General features: G+C 70.4%; 17 protein-coding genes. 13 read left to right on the top strand and 4 right to left on the bottom strand.

The genetic code is table 11. The features are described from left to right. Window positions 1-92 precede the first annotated feature (92 nt). On the top strand, window positions 93-1,505 hold the full coding sequence (locus ABT08_RS02190) for an amidohydrolase family protein (RefSeq protein WP_056207018.1): 1,413 nt from the start codon (window positions 93-95) through the stop codon (window positions 1,503-1,505). 9 nt (window positions 1,506-1,514) lie between these two features. Here ABT08_RS02190 and ABT08_RS02195 read toward each other — a convergent pair whose 3' ends face one another. Both ABT08_RS02195 and ABT08_RS02200 read right to left on the bottom strand, forming a co-directional pair. Continuing rightward, window positions 1,515-2,744: an MFS transporter gene (locus ABT08_RS02195; RefSeq protein WP_045248508.1), complete on the bottom strand. Its 1,230-nt coding sequence runs from the start codon at window positions 2,742-2,744 to the stop codon at window positions 1,515-1,517. After that, window positions 2,741-3,175 carry a MarR family winged helix-turn-helix transcriptional regulator gene (locus tag ABT08_RS02200; RefSeq protein WP_288113874.1) on the bottom strand — a complete coding sequence of 145 codons (435 nt, stop codon included), beginning with the start codon at window positions 3,173-3,175 and terminating at the stop codon, window positions 2,741-2,743. The genes ABT08_RS02195 and ABT08_RS02200 overlap by 4 nt, the downstream gene beginning before the upstream one ends. 158 nt (window positions 3,176-3,333) lie before the next feature. On the opposite strand from ABT08_RS02200, the gene ABT08_RS02205 reads away from it, so the two are divergent. From ABT08_RS02205 to ABT08_RS02245, 9 genes are read left to right on the top strand one after another with little or no spacing between them, the layout of a single operon-like run. Further along, complete coding sequence (locus tag ABT08_RS02205; protein ID WP_056207014.1) at window positions 3,334-4,536, top strand: substrate-binding domain-containing protein; 1,203 nt, start codon at window positions 3,334-3,336, stop codon at window positions 4,534-4,536. 11 nt (window positions 4,537-4,547) lie between these two features. Next, the gene (locus tag ABT08_RS02210; protein WP_045248505.1) at window positions 4,548-5,312 is read left to right on the top strand and encodes an ABC transporter ATP-binding protein; all 765 of its coding nucleotides are present in this window, start codon (window positions 4,548-4,550) and stop codon (window positions 5,310-5,312) included. Next, window positions 5,309-6,028: an ABC transporter ATP-binding protein gene (locus tag ABT08_RS02215; RefSeq protein ID WP_045248504.1), complete on the top strand. Its 720-nt coding sequence runs from the start codon at window positions 5,309-5,311 to the stop codon at window positions 6,026-6,028. The genes ABT08_RS02210 and ABT08_RS02215 overlap by 4 nt, the downstream gene beginning before the upstream one ends. After that, window positions 6,025-6,900 carry a branched-chain amino acid ABC transporter permease gene (locus tag ABT08_RS02220; RefSeq protein ID WP_288113875.1) on the top strand — a complete coding sequence of 292 codons (876 nt, stop codon included), beginning with the start codon at window positions 6,025-6,027 and terminating at the stop codon, window positions 6,898-6,900. Before ABT08_RS02215 ends, ABT08_RS02220 begins: the two co-directional genes overlap by 4 nt. Continuing rightward, window positions 6,897-8,021: a branched-chain amino acid ABC transporter permease gene (locus ABT08_RS02225; protein ID WP_045248502.1), complete on the top strand. Its 1,125-nt coding sequence runs from the start codon at window positions 6,897-6,899 to the stop codon at window positions 8,019-8,021. The genes ABT08_RS02220 and ABT08_RS02225 overlap by 4 nt, the downstream gene beginning before the upstream one ends. Continuing rightward, a complete protein-coding gene (locus ABT08_RS02230; RefSeq protein WP_056519902.1) occupies window positions 8,018-9,604 on the top strand; it encodes a class I adenylate-forming enzyme family protein in 1,587 nt (528 codons plus the stop codon). Before ABT08_RS02225 ends, ABT08_RS02230 begins: the two co-directional genes overlap by 4 nt. After that, entirely contained in the window at window positions 9,588-10,307 is a 720-nt protein-coding gene (locus ABT08_RS02235) for a TetR/AcrR family transcriptional regulator (RefSeq protein ID WP_048808881.1), read from the top strand. The genes ABT08_RS02230 and ABT08_RS02235 overlap by 17 nt, the downstream gene beginning before the upstream one ends. Then, the gene (locus tag ABT08_RS02240) at window positions 10,301-11,053 is read left to right on the top strand and encodes a 3-hydroxybutyrate dehydrogenase (RefSeq protein WP_156454823.1); all 753 of its coding nucleotides are present in this window, start codon (window positions 10,301-10,303) and stop codon (window positions 11,051-11,053) included. Before ABT08_RS02235 ends, ABT08_RS02240 begins: the two co-directional genes overlap by 7 nt. Continuing rightward, window positions 11,050-11,958, top strand: a complete 909-nt coding sequence (locus ABT08_RS02245; protein ID WP_045248499.1) for an alpha/beta fold hydrolase — start codon at window positions 11,050-11,052, stop codon at window positions 11,956-11,958. Before ABT08_RS02240 ends, ABT08_RS02245 begins: the two co-directional genes overlap by 4 nt. Before the next feature lie 9 nt (window positions 11,959-11,967). Here the strand turns inward: ABT08_RS02245 and ABT08_RS02250 are convergent, their stop codons facing one another. Next, a complete protein-coding gene (locus ABT08_RS02250) occupies window positions 11,968-12,762 on the bottom strand; it encodes an IclR family transcriptional regulator (RefSeq protein WP_288113877.1) in 795 nt (264 codons plus the stop codon). A gap of 127 nt (window positions 12,763-12,889) precedes the next feature. Here ABT08_RS02250 and ABT08_RS13225 point away from each other — a divergent pair, with 127 nt between their 5' ends. After that, window positions 12,890-14,323 carry a 3-oxoacid CoA-transferase subunit B gene (locus tag ABT08_RS13225; RefSeq protein WP_502685866.1) on the top strand — a complete coding sequence of 478 codons (1,434 nt, stop codon included), beginning with the start codon at window positions 12,890-12,892 and terminating at the stop codon, window positions 14,321-14,323. After that, complete coding sequence (locus ABT08_RS02265) at window positions 14,320-15,504, top strand: acetyl-CoA C-acetyltransferase (protein WP_045248496.1); 1,185 nt, start codon at window positions 14,320-14,322, stop codon at window positions 15,502-15,504. The genes ABT08_RS13225 and ABT08_RS02265 overlap by 4 nt, the downstream gene beginning before the upstream one ends. Window positions 15,505-15,573: 69 nt before the next feature. Here ABT08_RS02265 and ABT08_RS02270 read toward each other — a convergent pair whose 3' ends face one another. Continuing rightward, entirely contained in the window at window positions 15,574-15,831 is a 258-nt protein-coding gene (locus ABT08_RS02270; RefSeq protein WP_045248495.1) for a hypothetical protein, read from the bottom strand. A 95-nt stretch (window positions 15,832-15,926) separates the two neighbouring features. Here ABT08_RS02270 and ABT08_RS02275 point away from each other — a divergent pair. Then, a partial coding sequence (locus tag ABT08_RS02275; RefSeq protein WP_288113879.1) for an alpha,alpha-trehalose-phosphate synthase (UDP-forming) occupies window positions 15,927-17,179 on the top strand: 1,253 nt, incomplete at its 3' end.

Genomic DNA, 17,179 nt, shown 5'->3' on the forward strand with positions numbered 1-17,179 from the left:
CATTGCCCCCACGGTCACAGGGCGGCACTGCGCACATCTGCCGGAAACACGAGGGAAACGGCCGTGTCTCCCGGGCGCGGAATGCTGGCGGCATGCCCGATTCTGCTGCATCCGCTCCCCGCCCGCTGCTCACGATCACCGATGCCGTCATCCTCTCGATGGTCGACGGCGAGGACTGGTTCCGCGGCTGGATCTCGGTCGGTGTCGACGGGCGCATCTCCGGCCTCGGGGTGGGTGACGCCCCGGCAGACGCCCTCACCGCCGCCGAGGTGGTGGATGCCGCCGGCGCCTTCGTCGCTCCCGGTTTCGTGTCGGCACACAGCCACATCTTCACGTCCGGCATGCGGGGCATGACCCCCGGAGACCCGCTCTACGGCTGGGTCGGCGTGCAGGCGCAGTTCATGTCGGGAACCGACGCCGACGACGTGTACTGGATGACGCTCCACGGCAGCCTCGACTTCCTCGTCAACGGCGTCACCTCGGCCTACAACTTCCTCTCGTCGCGGTTCCACAGCCGCTACGACGCGGCGAGCGACAGCCGCGTCATCCTCGCCGAGCTCGGCCCCGAGTACGTCTACCGGCAGGTGGATGCCGGCGCCGACGCGAACCTGCGCATGGTCAACGCGGTGCGCATCGACTCCGAGCTGCAAAGCGCCGATCGTGCGCACGGGGTGTTCGCCGATGCGATGGACTACGTGCGCACCGCCATCCCGCGCGAACTCGACCTCGGCGGCTCGGTGTTCGGCGCGCAGCAGTGGAGTGACAGTCCCGAGACGGCCGCGCACGAGGCGGCGATGATGGACGCCCACGGGGTGAGCAACCAGGCGCACTTCCTCGAGACGAGCGAGGCGCTCGACCAGCAGCGCGAGAAGTTCGACTGGTACGAGCGCTCGGGAGCGCTGCGTCCCGGCTTCCTGTTCGGCCACTTCGTGCACCCCGACGAGCACATGTCCCGCACCGCCGCGGAGCGCGGCGCCGGCATGGTGTGGCAGCCCGCCTCCAACGGCCGGCTCGCCTCGGGCTTCGCCGACATCCCGCGCTACCGCGAACTGGGCATGCCGATCGGAGTGGGCCTCGACGACCAGTCGTGCACCGACATCTCCGACCCCTTCCAGAACATGCGCATCGGCATGTACGCGCAGCGTGCCCTGCACCGGGATGCCGCGATCATCATGCCGCGCGAGATGATCCGCATGCACACGCTCGGCGGTGCCGAGGCGCTGGGTGTGGGGGACCGCATCGGATCTCTCGCGGTGGGGAAGTTCGCCGACCTCGTGATCGTCGACCCGCGGCATCCCGACACCGGACCCGTCTGGGACCCCTTCGCCCACTACGCGTTCGCGTGCGGACTGCGAAACCTCACCCACGTATACGTCGGTGGCCGGCTCGTCGCCCGTGACGGGGTGAGCACCCACCCGCTCGCGGCGACCGCGTCGCTCGAACTGCACGACCGCGTGCGGTCGGCCGCCGCCCGTGCGGGGCTGGCGGCCGACCTGGCGTGGTGATCGGGGGGATCAGGCGGCGTCGCCGATGAGCACCGCGGCGCCCTCTTCGGCCTCGTCCGCCTCGCGCACGTCGATGCGTGCGAGCTTCGGGCGTCCGACGAGGATCGCCCCGGCGGAGATCAGCACCGCGAGCGCGGCGACCCAGTAGGGCACCGACGCGTTCGCCGCGTGCCACAGGAACGCGGCGAGCGGCGGAGCGGCGGCGCCGCCCAGGAACCGCACCGCGGAGTACGCCGACGACGCCACCGCGCGCGGCAGATCGGTCGCCTCCATCACCGACTCGGTGAGCACGGTGTTCATGATGCCCAGCATCAGACCGCCCACGATGATGCACACGACCAGAGCGGTGGGGGAGGTCACGAGCACACCCGCGACGACCAGGTCGATCGCCAGGAGCGGCAGTGTGATGAGCATGGCGGTGCTGCGGGTCATCCGCTTGAGCATCAGGGGTGCGACCCAGACGCTCGTGATCGCGACGGCGATGCCCCACCCGAAGAAGGTGAACCCGATGCCCATCGCGCCGAACCCCAAGGGGAAGGGCGAGAAGGCGAGCAGCGTGAAGAACCCGATGTTGTAGAAGAGCGCCGCGACCGCGAGGATCGCCAGCGACGGGTTGCCGAGCGCCCGGAACGGCGCCGAGAACGCCACTGGCGTGCGCTTCTCACCCTTGGTGCGCAGCAGGATCGCGATCGCGACGAACGCCACCGCCATCAGCACCGAGACGCCGAAGAAGGGCCACTTCCAGCTCACCTCGCCGAGCAGGCCGCCGAGCAGCGGGCCGACAGCGATGCCGATGCCGAGCGCCGCCTCGTAGAGCATGATGGCCGCCCCCGAGCCGCCGGCCGCAGCGCCCACGATCGTGGCGAGGGCGGTCGAGATGAAGAGCGCGTTGCCGAGGCCCCAGCCCGCCCGGAAGCCGATGACCGCCTCGACCGACCCGCTGAGACCGGCGAAAAGGGCGAACACCACGATGAGCGCGAGACCGATCAGCAGGGTCGCCTTCGCTCCGATGCGGCTCGAGATCCAGCTCGTGACGAGCATCGCGAGAGCGGTCACGAGCAGATAGCTCGTGAACAGCAGCTCGGTCTGCACCGGTGTCGCCTGCAGGGACTCGGCGATCGCCGGGAGGATGGGGTCGACCAGGCCGATACCCATGAACGCGACCACGCAGGCGAAGGCGACCGCCCACACCTGCAGCGGCTGACGCAGAACGGATGCCCCGGTGCGCCCGCCGCTCATCGGGCCACCGCCAGCGAGACGGCCGTGCGATCGGCGAGGATCTGCGAGGCGCGACGGAGGGTCTCCCACTCGTCGTCGGCGAGGTCGGTGAACAGCGGTTCGATCGCCGCGACGAGGTCGGCACGCCAGCGATCGAGCGCCGCACGGCCGTCGGCGGTGAGGTCGACGACGGTCGCGCGCGAGTCCTCCGGGTCGCCGGCGCGGGTCACGAGGCCCTCGTCGACCAGCTGGCCGACGAGGCGGGTGACGACGGGCTGCGGCGTGCGCGCGAACTGCGCGAGCGCGCCGACGCGGAGCGCGCCCTCGCCGTTCAGCGCACTGAGCATGCGCCACTGCGCGGCCGGCACCTCGCTGCCGGTGCGGACGGCGGCGATGCGCGTGAGCGCGTGGGCGGCGGTCACGATCCTCTCGATATCCTTGGTGCGAGTCATACCGGAAGTATATACCCCGAGTATGTAATGCGATTGACCCCCGAGGGGATCGGCGGAGCTTCACGCGCACCGCCTTGACATCGCGGCATCCGACTTCTTAGTCTCGCAATACCTGAATCAGCTTTCAGGAAGTCCTTCCAAGGGTGAAAGGCAATCACATGCGAGTTACGAAGAAGTTGCTCCTCGGGGCGGTGATCGCGAGCGCCGCCATCGGCCTCAGCGCATGCGCCCCCGGAACCGGCGCCGGGGCAGGCAGCACCGCCTCGGGTCCGTCGGAGGTCACCGTCGGCGTGATCACGAGCGAGACCGGAGCCCTCGCGGGCTACGGCAAGCAGTACCTGGACGGCTTCAAGGCCGGCCTGAACTACGCGACCGGCGGCACGAACACGATCGACGGCACCAAGATCACCGTCGACTACCGGGATGACGCGGGCAACCCCGACACCGCCGTCACCGCGGCGAAGGATCTGATCGGTCAAGGCGTCAACATCCTCGCGGGCTCGGCCTCGTCGGGCGTGGCGCTCAAGCTCGCCGACCAAGCCGCACAGAACAAGGTGCTGTTCATCTCGGGTCCCGCGGCCACCGATGCCATCACCGGCGCCAACAAGTACACGTTCCGCTCCGGCCGTGAGAGCGCGCAGGACGTCGCCACCGCCGGCACGTTCCTGCCCGACATCAGCGGCAAGAACGTCGTCGTCTTCGCTCAGAACAACGCGTTCGGGCAGGGCAACGTCGCCGCCGTCAAGGCGATCCTCGGGGCCAAGGGCGCGACCGTGACGCCCGTGCTCGTCGCCGAGGACGTGACCGAGTTCACCCCGTTCGCCCAACAGGTGCTCAGTGCCAAGCCCGACCTCGTCTTCGTCGCGTGGGCCGGCGCCACCACCGGTGCGATGTGGCAGGCGCTCAGCCAGCAGGGCGTGCTCGACCAGATCCCGGTCGTCACCGGGCTCGGCGATTCGTCCACGTTCAACGCCTACGGCGATGCGTCCACGAAGATCAAGTTCCTGAACCACTACTTCCCGGGCGCCCCGTCGAACGACGTGAACACCAAGATGATCGACCTCATCACGCAGGCCGGCGGCACGCCCGATCTGTTCAGCCCCGACGGCTTCAACGCGGCGCTGATGATCGTGCACGCCATCCAACAGGGCAAGGGGGACGTCGATCAGATGATCTCGTCGCTCGAGGGCTACACCTTCGACGGTCCGAAGGGGAGCAACACCGTGCGCGCCGCCGACCACGCCCTGATCCAGGACATGTACCAGGTGAAGCTCGTCGCGAACGGCTCGTCGTTCACGCCCCAGCTGGTCGACACGGTCAAGGGCGCGGATGTCGCCCCCGCACCCGTGACGATGAAGTAGCCGGAGGCCGCATGTCCAGCTCCACCCCGCCCGCCCTCGAGATCGCCGGCCTCGGCCTGCAGATCGGTGGCGCGACGATCCTGAAGGACGTGGACCTCACGGTCCCGGCCGGCTCCTCCGTCGGGGTCATCGGCCCCAACGGAGCAGGGAAGACCACCCTGTTCAACGCCGTGTCCGGACTCGTCAAGCCCACGTCCGGCTCCATCCGCCTCCACGGCTCCGACGTCACGCGCACGTCGGTCCCGCGCCGAGCGCGGGCGGGGCTGGGGCGCACCTTCCAGACCTCGAGTCTGTTCCCGCGGCTGAGCGTTCTCGAGAACGTGCGCCTGGCCGCCCAGGCTCAGCTCGGCGGCAGCTACTCGCTGCTGCGCTTCCCCGGGCGAGCGGATGCCGCGACCCGCCGCGCACACGCCGCGCTCGAGGAGGTCGGTCTCGACCACAAGCTCGACGCCTTCGCCGGCGACATCTCGCACGGCGACAAGCGCAAACTCGAGATCGCCGTGCTGCTCGCGACCGACGCCGACGTGGTGCTCCTCGACGAGCCCATGGCCGGCGTCGGGTCCGGTGACGTGCCGGGCCTCGTCGACACCATCCGCCGCATGCAGAGCGAGAAGAACTGCACCGTGCTCATGGTCGAGCACCACATCGACGTGCTCCTCGGCTTCGTCGACAAGGTCGCCGTCATGTACTTCGGCAGCATCATCGCCTTCGACGACCCCGCCGAGATCATGGCGAACCCGGTCGTGCAGCAGGCCTACCTGGGGACGGCGGCATGAGCGCGGCATCCGAATCGATCCTCGAGGTCGCGAACCTGCGGGCGACGATCGGCGGCCAGCAGGTCGTCGAGGATGTCTCGTTCTCGGTGCCCGCGACCGGCATCACCGCGGTACTCGGCCGCAACGGCGTCGGCAAGACCTCGACGCTGCGTGCGATCCTCGGGCTGATCTCCCGCCGTGGGCAGGTGACGCTCGCGGGGGAGCGGATCGACGGGCTCTCCACCCATCGCATCGTGCAGCGGGGTGTGGGGTACGTGCCCGAGGACCGAGAGGTCTTCGCCGGCCTCACGGTTGCCGAGAACCTCGCCCTTGCAGAGCGGCAGCGCAACCCGCGCCGCGAGTTCGTCGCCGAGCTGTTCCCCGACCTCGTCGCACGCCGCAATCAGGCCGCCGGCACGCTCTCGGGCGGACAGCAGCAGATGGTCTCGGTCGCCCGGGCACTGCTCAACGACAACCGCATCCTGCTGGTCGACGAGCCGACCAAGGGGCTCGCGCCGAAGATCGTGACAGAAGTGGCGGATGCCCTCGCAGAGGCGGCGCGCACGGTGCCCATCCTGCTCGTCGAGCAGAACCTCGAGGTGGTGCGCCGGCTCGCCGGACCCGCGATCGTCATCAGTGGCGGGCGCGTGGTGCACACCGGCACCGCCGCCGGCATCCTCGACGACCCCGACCTCACGCGACGGCTGCTCGGAGTGCATGCGGAGGTGACCGCATGAGCTCCCTCGTGCTCGTCCTGATCACGGGCGTCGGCCTCGGCGCCCTCTACTTCCTCATCGCCTCGGGCCTCAGCCTCATCTACGGGCTCATGCACGTGCTGAACTTCGCCCACGGAGCCTTCCTGACGCTCAGCGCGCTGGTCGGCTGGGAGGTCGCGCGCCGCATGGACACCTCGTCCTGGGGTGGCTTCCTGCTCTCGATCCTGGCGGGCGCTGTCGTCGGCGCCGTGTTCGCGGCGGTCACCGAGTTGGCGCTGATCCGCCCCCTCTACGAACGTCACATCGAACAGGTGCTGGTGACCGTCGGGCTCTCGTTCGCCGCCGTCGCCCTGTTCGAGGGCATCTGGGGAACCGATCCGATCTACATCAAGGGTCCCGAGTGGCTCGTGCAGACGACCGACGTGCTGGGAGCGCGCATCCCGAACACCTACTGGGTGCTGATGCTCGCCGCCGCGCTCGTGCTCGCCGCACTCGTCGTGTTCCTGCGGCGCACGCGGTACGGCATGATCATCCGCGCCGGCGTCGAGAACCGGCAGATGGTGACCGCGCTCGGCATCGACGTCCGTCACTCGTTCACGCTCGTCTTCGCCATCGGCGGGGCGGCTGCCGGCATCGGCGGCGTGCTCGCGGCGCAGTACACCGGATATGTCTCGGCTCAGCTCGGGCAGACTCTGCTCATCTTCGCGTTCATCGTCACGGTCATCGGCGGCCTCGGCTCGCTCGCGGGCGCGGCGATCGCGTCGGTGATCGTCGCTGTGCTGCAGCAGTTCTCGAACTTCTTCCTCGGCGGCACCGGCGACTTCATCGTGGTCGTGCTGCTCGCGGTCGTGCTGCTGGTGCGCCCGCGCGGACTCCTCGGGAGGGCGGCATGACCGCGGCATCCATCTCGCAGCCCCGCCCGGTGCGGCGCGCACTCGTGCCGGCGATCGTCGGCGTCGTCCTCGTCGCTGTGCTCGCCGTGCTGCCCCTGCTCGACCTGTCGATCCCCGGCATCCTCCCCGGGCCCACCTACACGGCGGGCAGTCTGCAGCTCATGGCCCTGTGCATGGTCTTCGCCGCTCTCGCGCTGTCGTACAACATGCTGCTCGGCACCGCGGGACTGCTCTCCTTCGGGCACGCCCTCTACTTCGGGGCGGGGGCGTACGGCCTCGGCATCGTGCTGCAGTACGCCGGTGTGCCGCTGTGGCCGGGCGTGCTGATCGCCCTGATCGGCGGCCTCGCGATCGCGGCGCTCACCGGCGCGATCAGCATGCGGGTGACCGGCATCCCGTTCGCGATGGTGACGCTGGCATTCGCCCAGGCAGGCTCCGTGCTCGTGCGCCGCAACCAGGAGGTCACCGGAGGCGAAGAGGGACTCGCCCTCCCGACCGGCTCGGTTCCGGATGCACTGCTCGGGGTCGCGAACACCCGAAACCTCTACTGGATCGCCCTCGTGGTGGTCGTGCTCGTCTATCTCGTCGCGCTCTGGGTCGACAGTTCGCGCCTCGGGCACCTTGCGCGAGCAGCGCGCGAGAACGATCAGAGGGTGCAGATCCTCGGACTGCGCCCCTACACCGCGAAACTCCTGGTGTTCGTCGTCGCCGCCGGATGCGCCGCGGCCGCCGGTGTCGCCTACATGCTCCTGCAGTCGGGCACTCAGCCGCGGGCGGTGTCGGCCGACCTCACGATCACGATCCTCGTGATGGTCGTGCTCGGCGGTGTCGGGTTCCGCTGGGGAGCGGTGATCGGTGGGGTGGTCTACACGCTCCTCGACCAGCGCCTCACAGTGCTCGCCCGCACCGACGCGATCGCCGGCCTTCCCGACGTGCTGCGCGTGCCGCTCTCCGAACCGCTGTTCCTGCTGGGCGTACTGTTCATCATCGTGGTGATGTTCCTGCCCGGTGGGATCGCCGGCACCGTCGACCAGCTCGCGCGGCGGCGACGTTCGGGGCGTCGCGCGACGCCCCTGACCGAGCTGGATGCCGCGGAGGACCGCGTCGAGGCGCGGGTATGAACGCCCTCGACCTGACGCCGCTCGTCGACGAGCCGCACACCGTCGCGCGCTGGGTGCGCGACCGGGCGCGGCTGTCGCCGGCGTCCACCGCGATCGATGACCGAGGGGTTCGCATCGACTACGCGACGCTCGCCGAGCGCGTCGCGGGGTTCGTCGAGGCGTTGCGTGCGGCGGGCTACGGTGCGGGCGACCGCGTCGCCACCGTGTCGGGCAACTCGATCGACCATGTCGTGGCGTTCTTCGGCTGCGCGTCGGTCGGCGCGGCATTCGTTCCGCTGTCGTGGCGGGCAGCCGCCGGTGAACTCGCCGCCCTGATCGCACGCGCGCGGCCGCAGCTGCTCCTCGTCGACGATGAGTACGCGGGGCTCGTCGCCGAGGCACGCACGCACCTGGACACGGTGCCGCCCGTCGCCGTGCTCGGCGGTCACACCTCCGAGCGGGTGTTGCCGCCGCGGCATCCCGACCACGGCGCCGCACCGCGCCCCCGCGGGGTGCGCGACGACGATCCGCTACTCGTCATCTTCACCTCCGGAAGCGAGGCGAGCCCGAAGGGGGTCGTGCTCACCCACGCCAACTGCTTCTGGAACAACCTCGCCCTCGCCGGCGCGATCGAGATCGCCGCCCACGACGTCGTGCTCACGATGCTCCCGCAGTTCCACATCGCGGCATGGAACGTGCAGCCGCTGCTCGCGTGGTGGGCGGGCGCGACCGTCGTGCTCGAGCGGTCCTTCCAGCCCTCGCGTGTGCTGCCGCTCATCGCCGACCGGGGTGTGACCGTCATGATGGGCGTGCCCACGCAGTACCGACTGCTCGCCGACGACCCGAGATTCGCGGCATCCGATCTGTCGTCCCTGCGCGTCGCGCAGGTCGGCGGCGCGACGATGCCCGCCGACCTCCACGCCACGTGGCGCGCGCGGGGGGTGCGTCTCGCCCAGGGCTACGGCCTCACCGAGGCCGGCCCCAACGTGCTCACCGTGCCGGGGGAGACAGACGACCTCGTCGGCACCGTCGGACGCCCCTATCGCCACGTCGACGTCGCTCTCATCGATCCCGAGACCGGCGACCTGCTCGACGGCGCCGCCACCGGCGAGCTGGTCGTGCAGGGGCCGAGCGTGACGCCCGGCTACCTCGATGACCCCGACGCGACGGCGCGGGCCTTCGTGGGTGGCTGGCTGCGCACCGGCGACCTCGCCGCGCGCGACGCGCGCGGCGTCTACCGCATCGTTGACCGGCGTAAGGAGATCTTCATCTCCGGTGGCGAGAACGTCGCCCCCGCGGAGGTCGAGGCGGCGCTGCGCACGCATCCGCTCGTCGTCGACGCGGCGGTGGTCCCCGTGCCCGACCGGGTGTGGGGAGAGCGCGGTGTCGCGTTCGTCACGCTCGCTCAGCGGGCAGTGGTCGGTGAGGACGAGCTCGACGCGCACGCCCGCGGCATCCTCTCCTCCGTCAAGGTTCCGGTGCGATTCGTCGTGGTCGACGAGCTGCCCCGGTCCGCGGTCGACAAGATCGCCCGTCGGCGGCTGCGCGAACGCGCCGCCGCCCTCGTCCTCGAGCCCCGGAGGATCGATGAACACTCCCGATGACGCCCTGACGGATGCCGCGGCCTCCCCGGTCTCCCAGGCGACCGGCCGGCCTCTCACCAAGCGCGGTGAGGCGACCCGGCGACGCATCCTCGAGGCCGCCGAGCAGGTGTTCGCCGACCTCGGCTACCACGAGGCATCCATCGTGAAGATCACCGAGCGCGCCGGAGTGGGCCTCGGTACCTTCTACCTCTACTTCGACTCGAAGCAGTCGATCTTCGAGGCGCTCGTGCTCGACCTCAACCAGCGGGTGCGCCACGCGATGGGGGAGGCGATGGTCGGGGCGCGGTCACGGCTCGAGGCGGAACACGCCGGGTTCGCGGGGTTCTTCCGCTTCACGGCCGACCACCCGGCGCTCTACCGGGTCGTGCGCGAGGCCGAGTTCGTCTCACCCGCGCTGCTGCGCCTGCACTACACGCGCATCGTCGACGGCTACGAGGCGGGGCTTCGCGCCGCCCAGCAGGACGGCGATGTCGATGCCGGGCTCGATCCGGCCGTGGCTGCGTGGGCGCTCATGGGCGCGGGAGAGCTGATCGGCATGCGGTACCTGCTGTGGGAGAGGGATGCCACGGGCGCGATGCCCGCGCAGATCCCGTCGGACGTGTTCGCGGCGATGACGCGGTTCATCGACAACGCTCTCGCGCCCCGCCCGTCGACCATCGGCGCGCCGGTCGTGCGCGCCACCGAGGAAGGAATCGAATCGTGAGCACCGATCTGGCAGGCAGACGCGCCGTCGTGACGGGAGGGGCGAGCGGCATCGGGTTCGCCTGCGCCTCGCAGTTCGCGGCCCGCGGCGCCACCGTCGTCATCGCGGACCTCAACGCCGAGGCCGCCGAGAAGGCGGCGGCGGCGATCGGGGGCGAGACGTGGGTCGTCGACCTCGGTGACACCGCGGCGCTCGACGCGCTCACCCTCGACGCCGACATCCTCGTGAACAACGCGGGAATCCAGCGCGTCGCCTCGATCGTCGATTTCGACCCTGACGCGTTCCGCCTCATCCAGCGCATCATGCTCGAGGCGCCGTTCCTCCTGATCCGCGCGGCGCTCCCCGGCATGTACGAGCGCGGCTGGGGCCGCATCGTCAACATCTCGAGCGTGCATGGGCTTCGTGCGAGCGCATTCAAGTCGGCGTACGTCGCCGCCAAGCACGGCCTCGAGGGTCTCTCGAAGGTGACGGCGCTCGAAGGGGCCGAGCACGGCGTCACCAGCAACTGCATCAATCCCGGATACGTGCGCACGCCGCTGGTCGAGAAGCAGATCGCCGACCAGGCGAAGGTGCACGGCATCCCCGAGGACGAGGTGGTCGAGAAGGTCATGCTGACCGAGGCCGCGATCAAGCAGCTCGTCGAGGCCGATGATGTCGCGTCGCTCGTGGGCTGGTTGGTCTCGGATGCCGCGGCGATGGTCACCGGTGCGTCGTACACCATGGACGGCGGATGGTCCGCACGATGAGCGCCCATGTCGCTCATCCCCTCGACGTGGCCGTCGAGGGCGGCACCCTTCACGCGATCGTCTGGGAGCCGGTGGACGAGGTTCTCGGCGAGGTCGTGCTCGTGCACGGCGTCACCTCGTCCCTGCACGCCTGGGACGATGTCGTGCCGCTGCTTCCCGGCTACCGGCTGATCGCCCCCGACCTGCGCGGACGCGGGGCGAGCAACGGCATCACGCATCCCGCCGGGATGGCGGCCCATGCCGCCGACCTGGCTGCGCTCCTCGACGCCGCCAACGTGACGAGCTCCGTGGTGATCGGCCACTCGATGGGCGCGTTCGTGTCGCTCGCGTTCGCCTACCTCTGCCCGGAGCGCGTGAGTCGCCTGCTGCTCATCGACGGCGGGCTGCCGCTCGACGTGCCCGCGGGGCTCGACACCGACACGCTCGTCGCGGCGATCCTGGGGCCGACGGCCGAACGGCTCTCCCGCCGCTTCGCGAGCGTCGACGACTATCTCGACTTCTGGCGGGTGCATCCCGCGTTCCGGGACGACTGGTCGGCGACCCTCGAGGACTACCTCGCCTACGACCTCGTCGATGACGGCGCCGGGATGCTGCGTCCCGCCACGAGCTACGAGATCACCGCCGCGGACACGCTCGACATGAACACCGGTGATGTGCTGCCGGCGGCTCTCGCCGCGCTCGCACATCCGACGCGGTTCCTGACGGTGCCGCGCGGCCTGCAGAACGAGGAGCCGGGGCTCTACGCCCCCGACTACCTGGAACGCCTGCTCCCGACCGTTCCCGGTGTCGTGCATTCCCGTGTCCCCGGTTTCAATCACTACACGATCGTGCTGTCCGGGGGCGGCGCGGCGATCGTCGCCGCCGAGATCCGCGAGCAGGTGGCCGCGGCATCCGACTCGGTCTGACGCCCGGGCTCAGTTCCCCCCGGCGCGGTGCCCCGCGATGCGGGTCGTCAGCTGGTGGGCGTGCGCGAGCAGGATGCGTCCGAGCTCGGCGCGGCGCTCGGGGGCGAAGCGGAAGTCGACGCCGGTGAGGCTCAGCGCCCACTGCGGGTGACCGTCGCGGGTGAAGACGGCCGCGCCCATGCCGTAGCTGCCCTCGACGATGAGGCCGGGATTGACGGCGTAGCCGCGCTCGACGGTCTCGGCCATGCGGGCGCGCAGGCGGTCCTGTCGGTGAGCCGCTCCCCAGGCGCGGGGGAGGTCGGGATGCCGCTCGAAGTAGGCGTCCACATCGTGGTCGGGGAGGAACGAGAGGATGGCGAGCCCCGCCGAGGCGACACCGAGGGGGAACCGCACGCCCTCCGACAGCACCCGCGAGCGGATCGGGAACGACCCCTCCTCTTCGAGCAGGCACACCGTCTCGTCGCCACGCCGCACCGACAGGAACGCGCTCTCCTCGGTGCGCACCGCGAGTGAGCGCACGATGTCGCGGGCGACGCCGGTCACGTCGTAGCGAGCGGCGGCTACCGTGCCCATGAGATACAGCTCGGGGCCTGGGCGCCAGCTGGCGGCGGACTCGTCGAGGTCGACCAGGCCCTCGTGCCGCAGCGCCGTGAGCAGGCGGTGCGCGGTGGGCCGGGTGAGTCCCGTGGCCCGCGCGGCATCCGTCACGCTGACGCCGTCGGCGCCGGCGCGGGTCACGACCCGCAGCAGGGCGGCGGCGCGGGCGACGGCCTGCGCTCCCGGAACCGTCGTCGTGGTGTCCATGATGTGGACACTATGCGCCTATTCGCCCACATCGCAAGCACGTGATGGGCAGGATGCCGCACCCCGGCGAGACTCGGGGAGGACTCACCGACGACCACCCACGATCCGCTCGACGAAGGAGTGACCCGTGATCGACAAAGAAGTCGCGACGCCTGCCGAGGCCGTCGCCGACATCCCCGACGGCGCCAGCCTGGCGGTCGGAGGCTTCGGCCTCTCCGGCAACCCGATGGCCCTCATCGACGCCCTGCTCGCGCAGGGCACGACCGACCTCTCGATCGTCTCGAACAACTGCGGCGTCGACGACTGGGGTCTCGGCGTGCTGCTGAACGCCCGCCGCATCCGCAAGATGACGTCGTCGTACGTGGGGGAGAACAAGGAGTTCGAGCGGCAGTTCCTCTCGGGCGAGCTCGAGCTCGAGCTCACCCCGCAGGGAACCCTCGCCGAGAAGCTGCGCGCCGGCGGATCGGGCATCGCCGCGTTCTACACGCAGTCGGGCGTCGGCACGCAGGTCTCGGAGGGCGGGCTTCCCCGCCGCTACGACGGCTCCGGAGGCGTCGCCGTCGCGTCGCCCGCCAAGGACGTGCGCTCCTTCGACGTCTCGGGTCGGGCCCGCGACTACGTGCTCGAGGAGGCGATCGTCACCGACTTCGCGCTCGTGCACGCGTGGCGGGGGGACCGCCACGGCAACCTCGTGTTCCACAAGGCGGCGCGCAACTTCAACCCGCTCGCCGCGATGGCCGGGCGCATCTGCATCGTGCAGGTCGAGGAGCTCGTCGAGCCCGGAGTGCTCGACCCCGACGCCGTGCACCTGCCCGGCGTCTACGTGCACCGCATCGTCGAGGTCGGCACCGGCATCGAGAAGCGCATCGAGAAGCGCACCGTCACGGCGCGAGGGGGGGGCATGACCATGGCGCTCACGCGCACCGAGATGGCCGCGCGCGCGGCTCAGGAGCTCGCCGACGGCTCGTACGTCAACCTGGGGATCGGCCTGCCGACCCTCGTGCCGAACTACGTGCCCGCGGGCGTGACGGTGGTGCTGCAGTCCGAGAACGGCATTCTCGGCGTCGGCCCGTACCCTTTCGACGAGGACGTCGATCCCGATCTCGTCAATGCCGGCAAGGAGACCGTGACCGTGCTTCCGGGTGCCGCGTTCTTCGACTCGGCGACGAGCTTCGGCATGATCCGCGGCGGCAAGATCGACGCGGCCGTCCTCGGGGCGATGCAGGTGTCGGCGACGGGCGACCTCGCGAACTGGATGATCCCCGGGAAGATGGTCAAGGGCCCGGGCGGCGCGATGGACCTCGTGCACGGAGCGGCGAAGGTCGTCGTCCTCATGGAGCACGTCGCGAAGGACGGCACCCCGAAGATCGTCGACGCGTGCAGCCTGCCGCTCACGGGCCGCGGGGTCGTCGACCGGATCATCACCGACCTCGCCGTGATCGACGTGACTCCCGACGGACTCGTGCTGACCGAGCTCGCGCCGGGTGTCACGATCGACGAGGTCGTCGCCGCGACCGAGCCCGCGCTCGTCATCGCCGACACGCTTAAGGTGGACGCATGATCTCCGACGACGTCGTCATCGTTGCCGCCGCGCGCACCCCGCAGGGGCGGCTGCTCGGCCAGCTCGCGCCCTTCACCGCGGTGCAGCTCGGATCCTTCGCCGTCACCGGCGCGCTCACCCAGGGGGGCATCCCCGCCGGCGCCGTCGATGCGGTGATCGTCGGGCAGGTCCTTCCGGCGGGGTCGGGTCAGAACCCGGCGCGACAGGTCGCGATCGGCGCGGGGATCGGGTGGGATGTCCCGGCCCACAGCGTGAACAAGGTGTGCCTCTCGGGCCTCACGGCCGTCATCGACGCGGCGCGCATGATCCGGCTCGGCGATGCGCGCGTCGTCGTGGCCGCGGGCATGGAGTCCATGACCCGGGCGCCGCACCTGATGATGAACTCCCGGTCGGGCTGGAAGTACGGCTCGGTCGAGGTGCTCGACCACATGGCCCTCGACGGGCTCACCGACGCCTACGAGCACGACAGCATGGGAGCCTCCACCGAACGGTTGAACCCGACCTATCAGCTCACCCGCACGCAGCAGGACCACGTCGCCGCCCTGTCGCATCAGCGAGCGGCTGCCGCGCAGGCGGCGGGGGTCTTCGACGGCGAGATCGTGCCGATCGAGGTGCCCCAGCGCAAGGGCGAGCCGCTGCGGCTGACCGCCGACGAGGGGGTGCGCCCGGAGACCACCATCGAGACGCTCGCGGCGCTGCGTCCGGCTTTCGCCGAGGGCGGCACCATCACCGCCGGCAACTCGTCGCCGATCTCCGACGGTGCCTCCGCGGTCGTGCTCACGACGCGGGCCCACGCCGACGATCAGGGCTGGACCGTGCTCGCCGCGGTCGGTGCCTCCGGCCAGGTGGCCGGCCCCGACAACTCGCTCCACGCGCAGCCCGCCCACGCCATCGAAGTGGCCGTGCAGAAGCACGGCATCACGGTCGGCGACCTCGACCTCATCGAGATCAACGAGGCGTTCGGGGCGGTGGTGGCGGCATCCACCGCTCGTCTCGGCGTCTCGGAGGAGATCGTCAACATCCACGGCGGGGGCATCGCGATCGGGCACCCGATCGGGGCATCCGGCAACCGGCTCGTCGTGCACGTGGTGCACGAGTTGGTGCGCCGGGGATCGGGCACCGCGGCCGTCGCGCTGTGCGGCGGCGGCGGTCAGGGCGACGCGCTGATCATCACGCGCTGATCATCACGCGCTGACAGCACGACGCCCGCCCTCTGCGGGAGGGCGGGCGTCGCCGTGTGTCGGGTGCGCTCAGCGGCGCAGGCGCTTGGCGAGCAGCTTCGCCTGCTTGTCGGCGACGGGGGAGTCGTTGCCGATCACGTGTCCGTGGCCGGCTCGGAAGGTGTCGACGATCGCGCCGATCGCGAGCGCAAGGGTGATGCCCCAGCTCAGCCACGCGAGCGCGGTGCGCCAGGTGAACGGCTCGTCGCTCCCGCGCAGGCCGCGCAGCAGGGTGAATCCGCTCGTGATGGCGCCGATGATGCCCGTGCCGAAGAGGTACTTGCGCATGTGTCAACCGTAGTCGGCCCGCCGACGGGTGCGGATAGCCTGGACGGACCGAATCAGAGAGCAGGGCCCTTGTGACTCAGGCCGACTTCGTGGTCGTGGCAAACAGACTCCCGGTGGATCGCGACGACGAGGGCGGCTGGCGGCATTCGCCCGGTGGTCTCGTCACCGCGCTCGAGCCGGTCATGCGCAAGCGTGACGGCGCGTGGGTCGGATGGCCCGGCAAAGCCGACCTGGAGCTCGACCCGCTCGAGGTCGACGGCATCTTCATCGTGCCGGTCGCGCTCTCCGCGGCGGAGGTCGAGAACTACTACGAAGGCTTCTCGAACGACACGATCTGGCCGCTGTACCACGACGTGATCGCGGCGCCGCGGTACAAGCGCATCTGGTGGGACACCTACGTGGCGGTGAACCGTCGTTTCGCTGAGGCGGCGGCGGAAGTCGCGGCCTCCGGCGCGACGGTCTGGGTGCAGGACTACCAGCTGCAGCTCGTTCCGGCGCTGCTGCGGGAGCTGCGGCCCGACCTGACGATCGGCTACTTCCATCACATTCCGTTCCCGGCATACGGGATCTTCGCCCAGCTGCCCTGGCGTCGTCAGGTGCTGGAGGGTCTCCTCGGCGCCGACGTCATCGGCTTCCAGCGAGTGGCCGACGCCGGCAACTTCGCCCGCGCCGTGCGCCGCCAGTTCCACTACGAGACGCGCGCCAGCGGCATCCGGGTGCCGACGCCCGACGGTGGCACGCGCCTCGCGCTCGCCAAGGCGTTCCCGATCTCGATCGACGCCGACTCCTACATCGAGCTCGCGCAACGGGAGGACGTGCGCGCGCGGGCGGCGGAGATCCGCGCGAGCCTCGGGAATCCCCGCAAGATCCTGCTGGGAGTCGATCGACTCGACTACACCAAGGGCATCCGCCACCGGCTGAAGGCGTTCGGTGAACTGCTGGGCGACGGCTCCCTCTCGGTCGAGGACGTCACCCTCGTGCAGGTCGCGAGCCCCAGCCGGGAGCGCGTCGAGGCGTACATGCAGCTGCGCGACGAGATCGAACTGACGGTGGGGCGCATCAACGGCGACCACGACACGATGGGGCACACGGCGATCCGCTACCTGCACCAGGCATACCCGCGCGAGGAGATGGTGGCGCTCTACCTCGCGGCCGACGTGATGCTCGTGACGGCGTTGCGCGACGGCATGAACCTCGTCGCGAAGGAGTACGTCGCCACCCGCACCGACAACCGCGGTGTGCTGGTGCTGAGCGAGTTCGCGGGAGCCGCCGACGAGCTGGGCAGTGCGCTGCTGATCAATCCCCACGACATCGACGGGGTGAAGGACGCCATCCGCCGCGCGATCGA

This window comes from Microbacterium sp. SCN 71-21 (assembly GCF_001725695.1).
Lineage (GTDB): Bacteria > Actinomycetota > Actinomycetes > Actinomycetales > Microbacteriaceae > Microbacterium > Microbacterium ginsengisoli.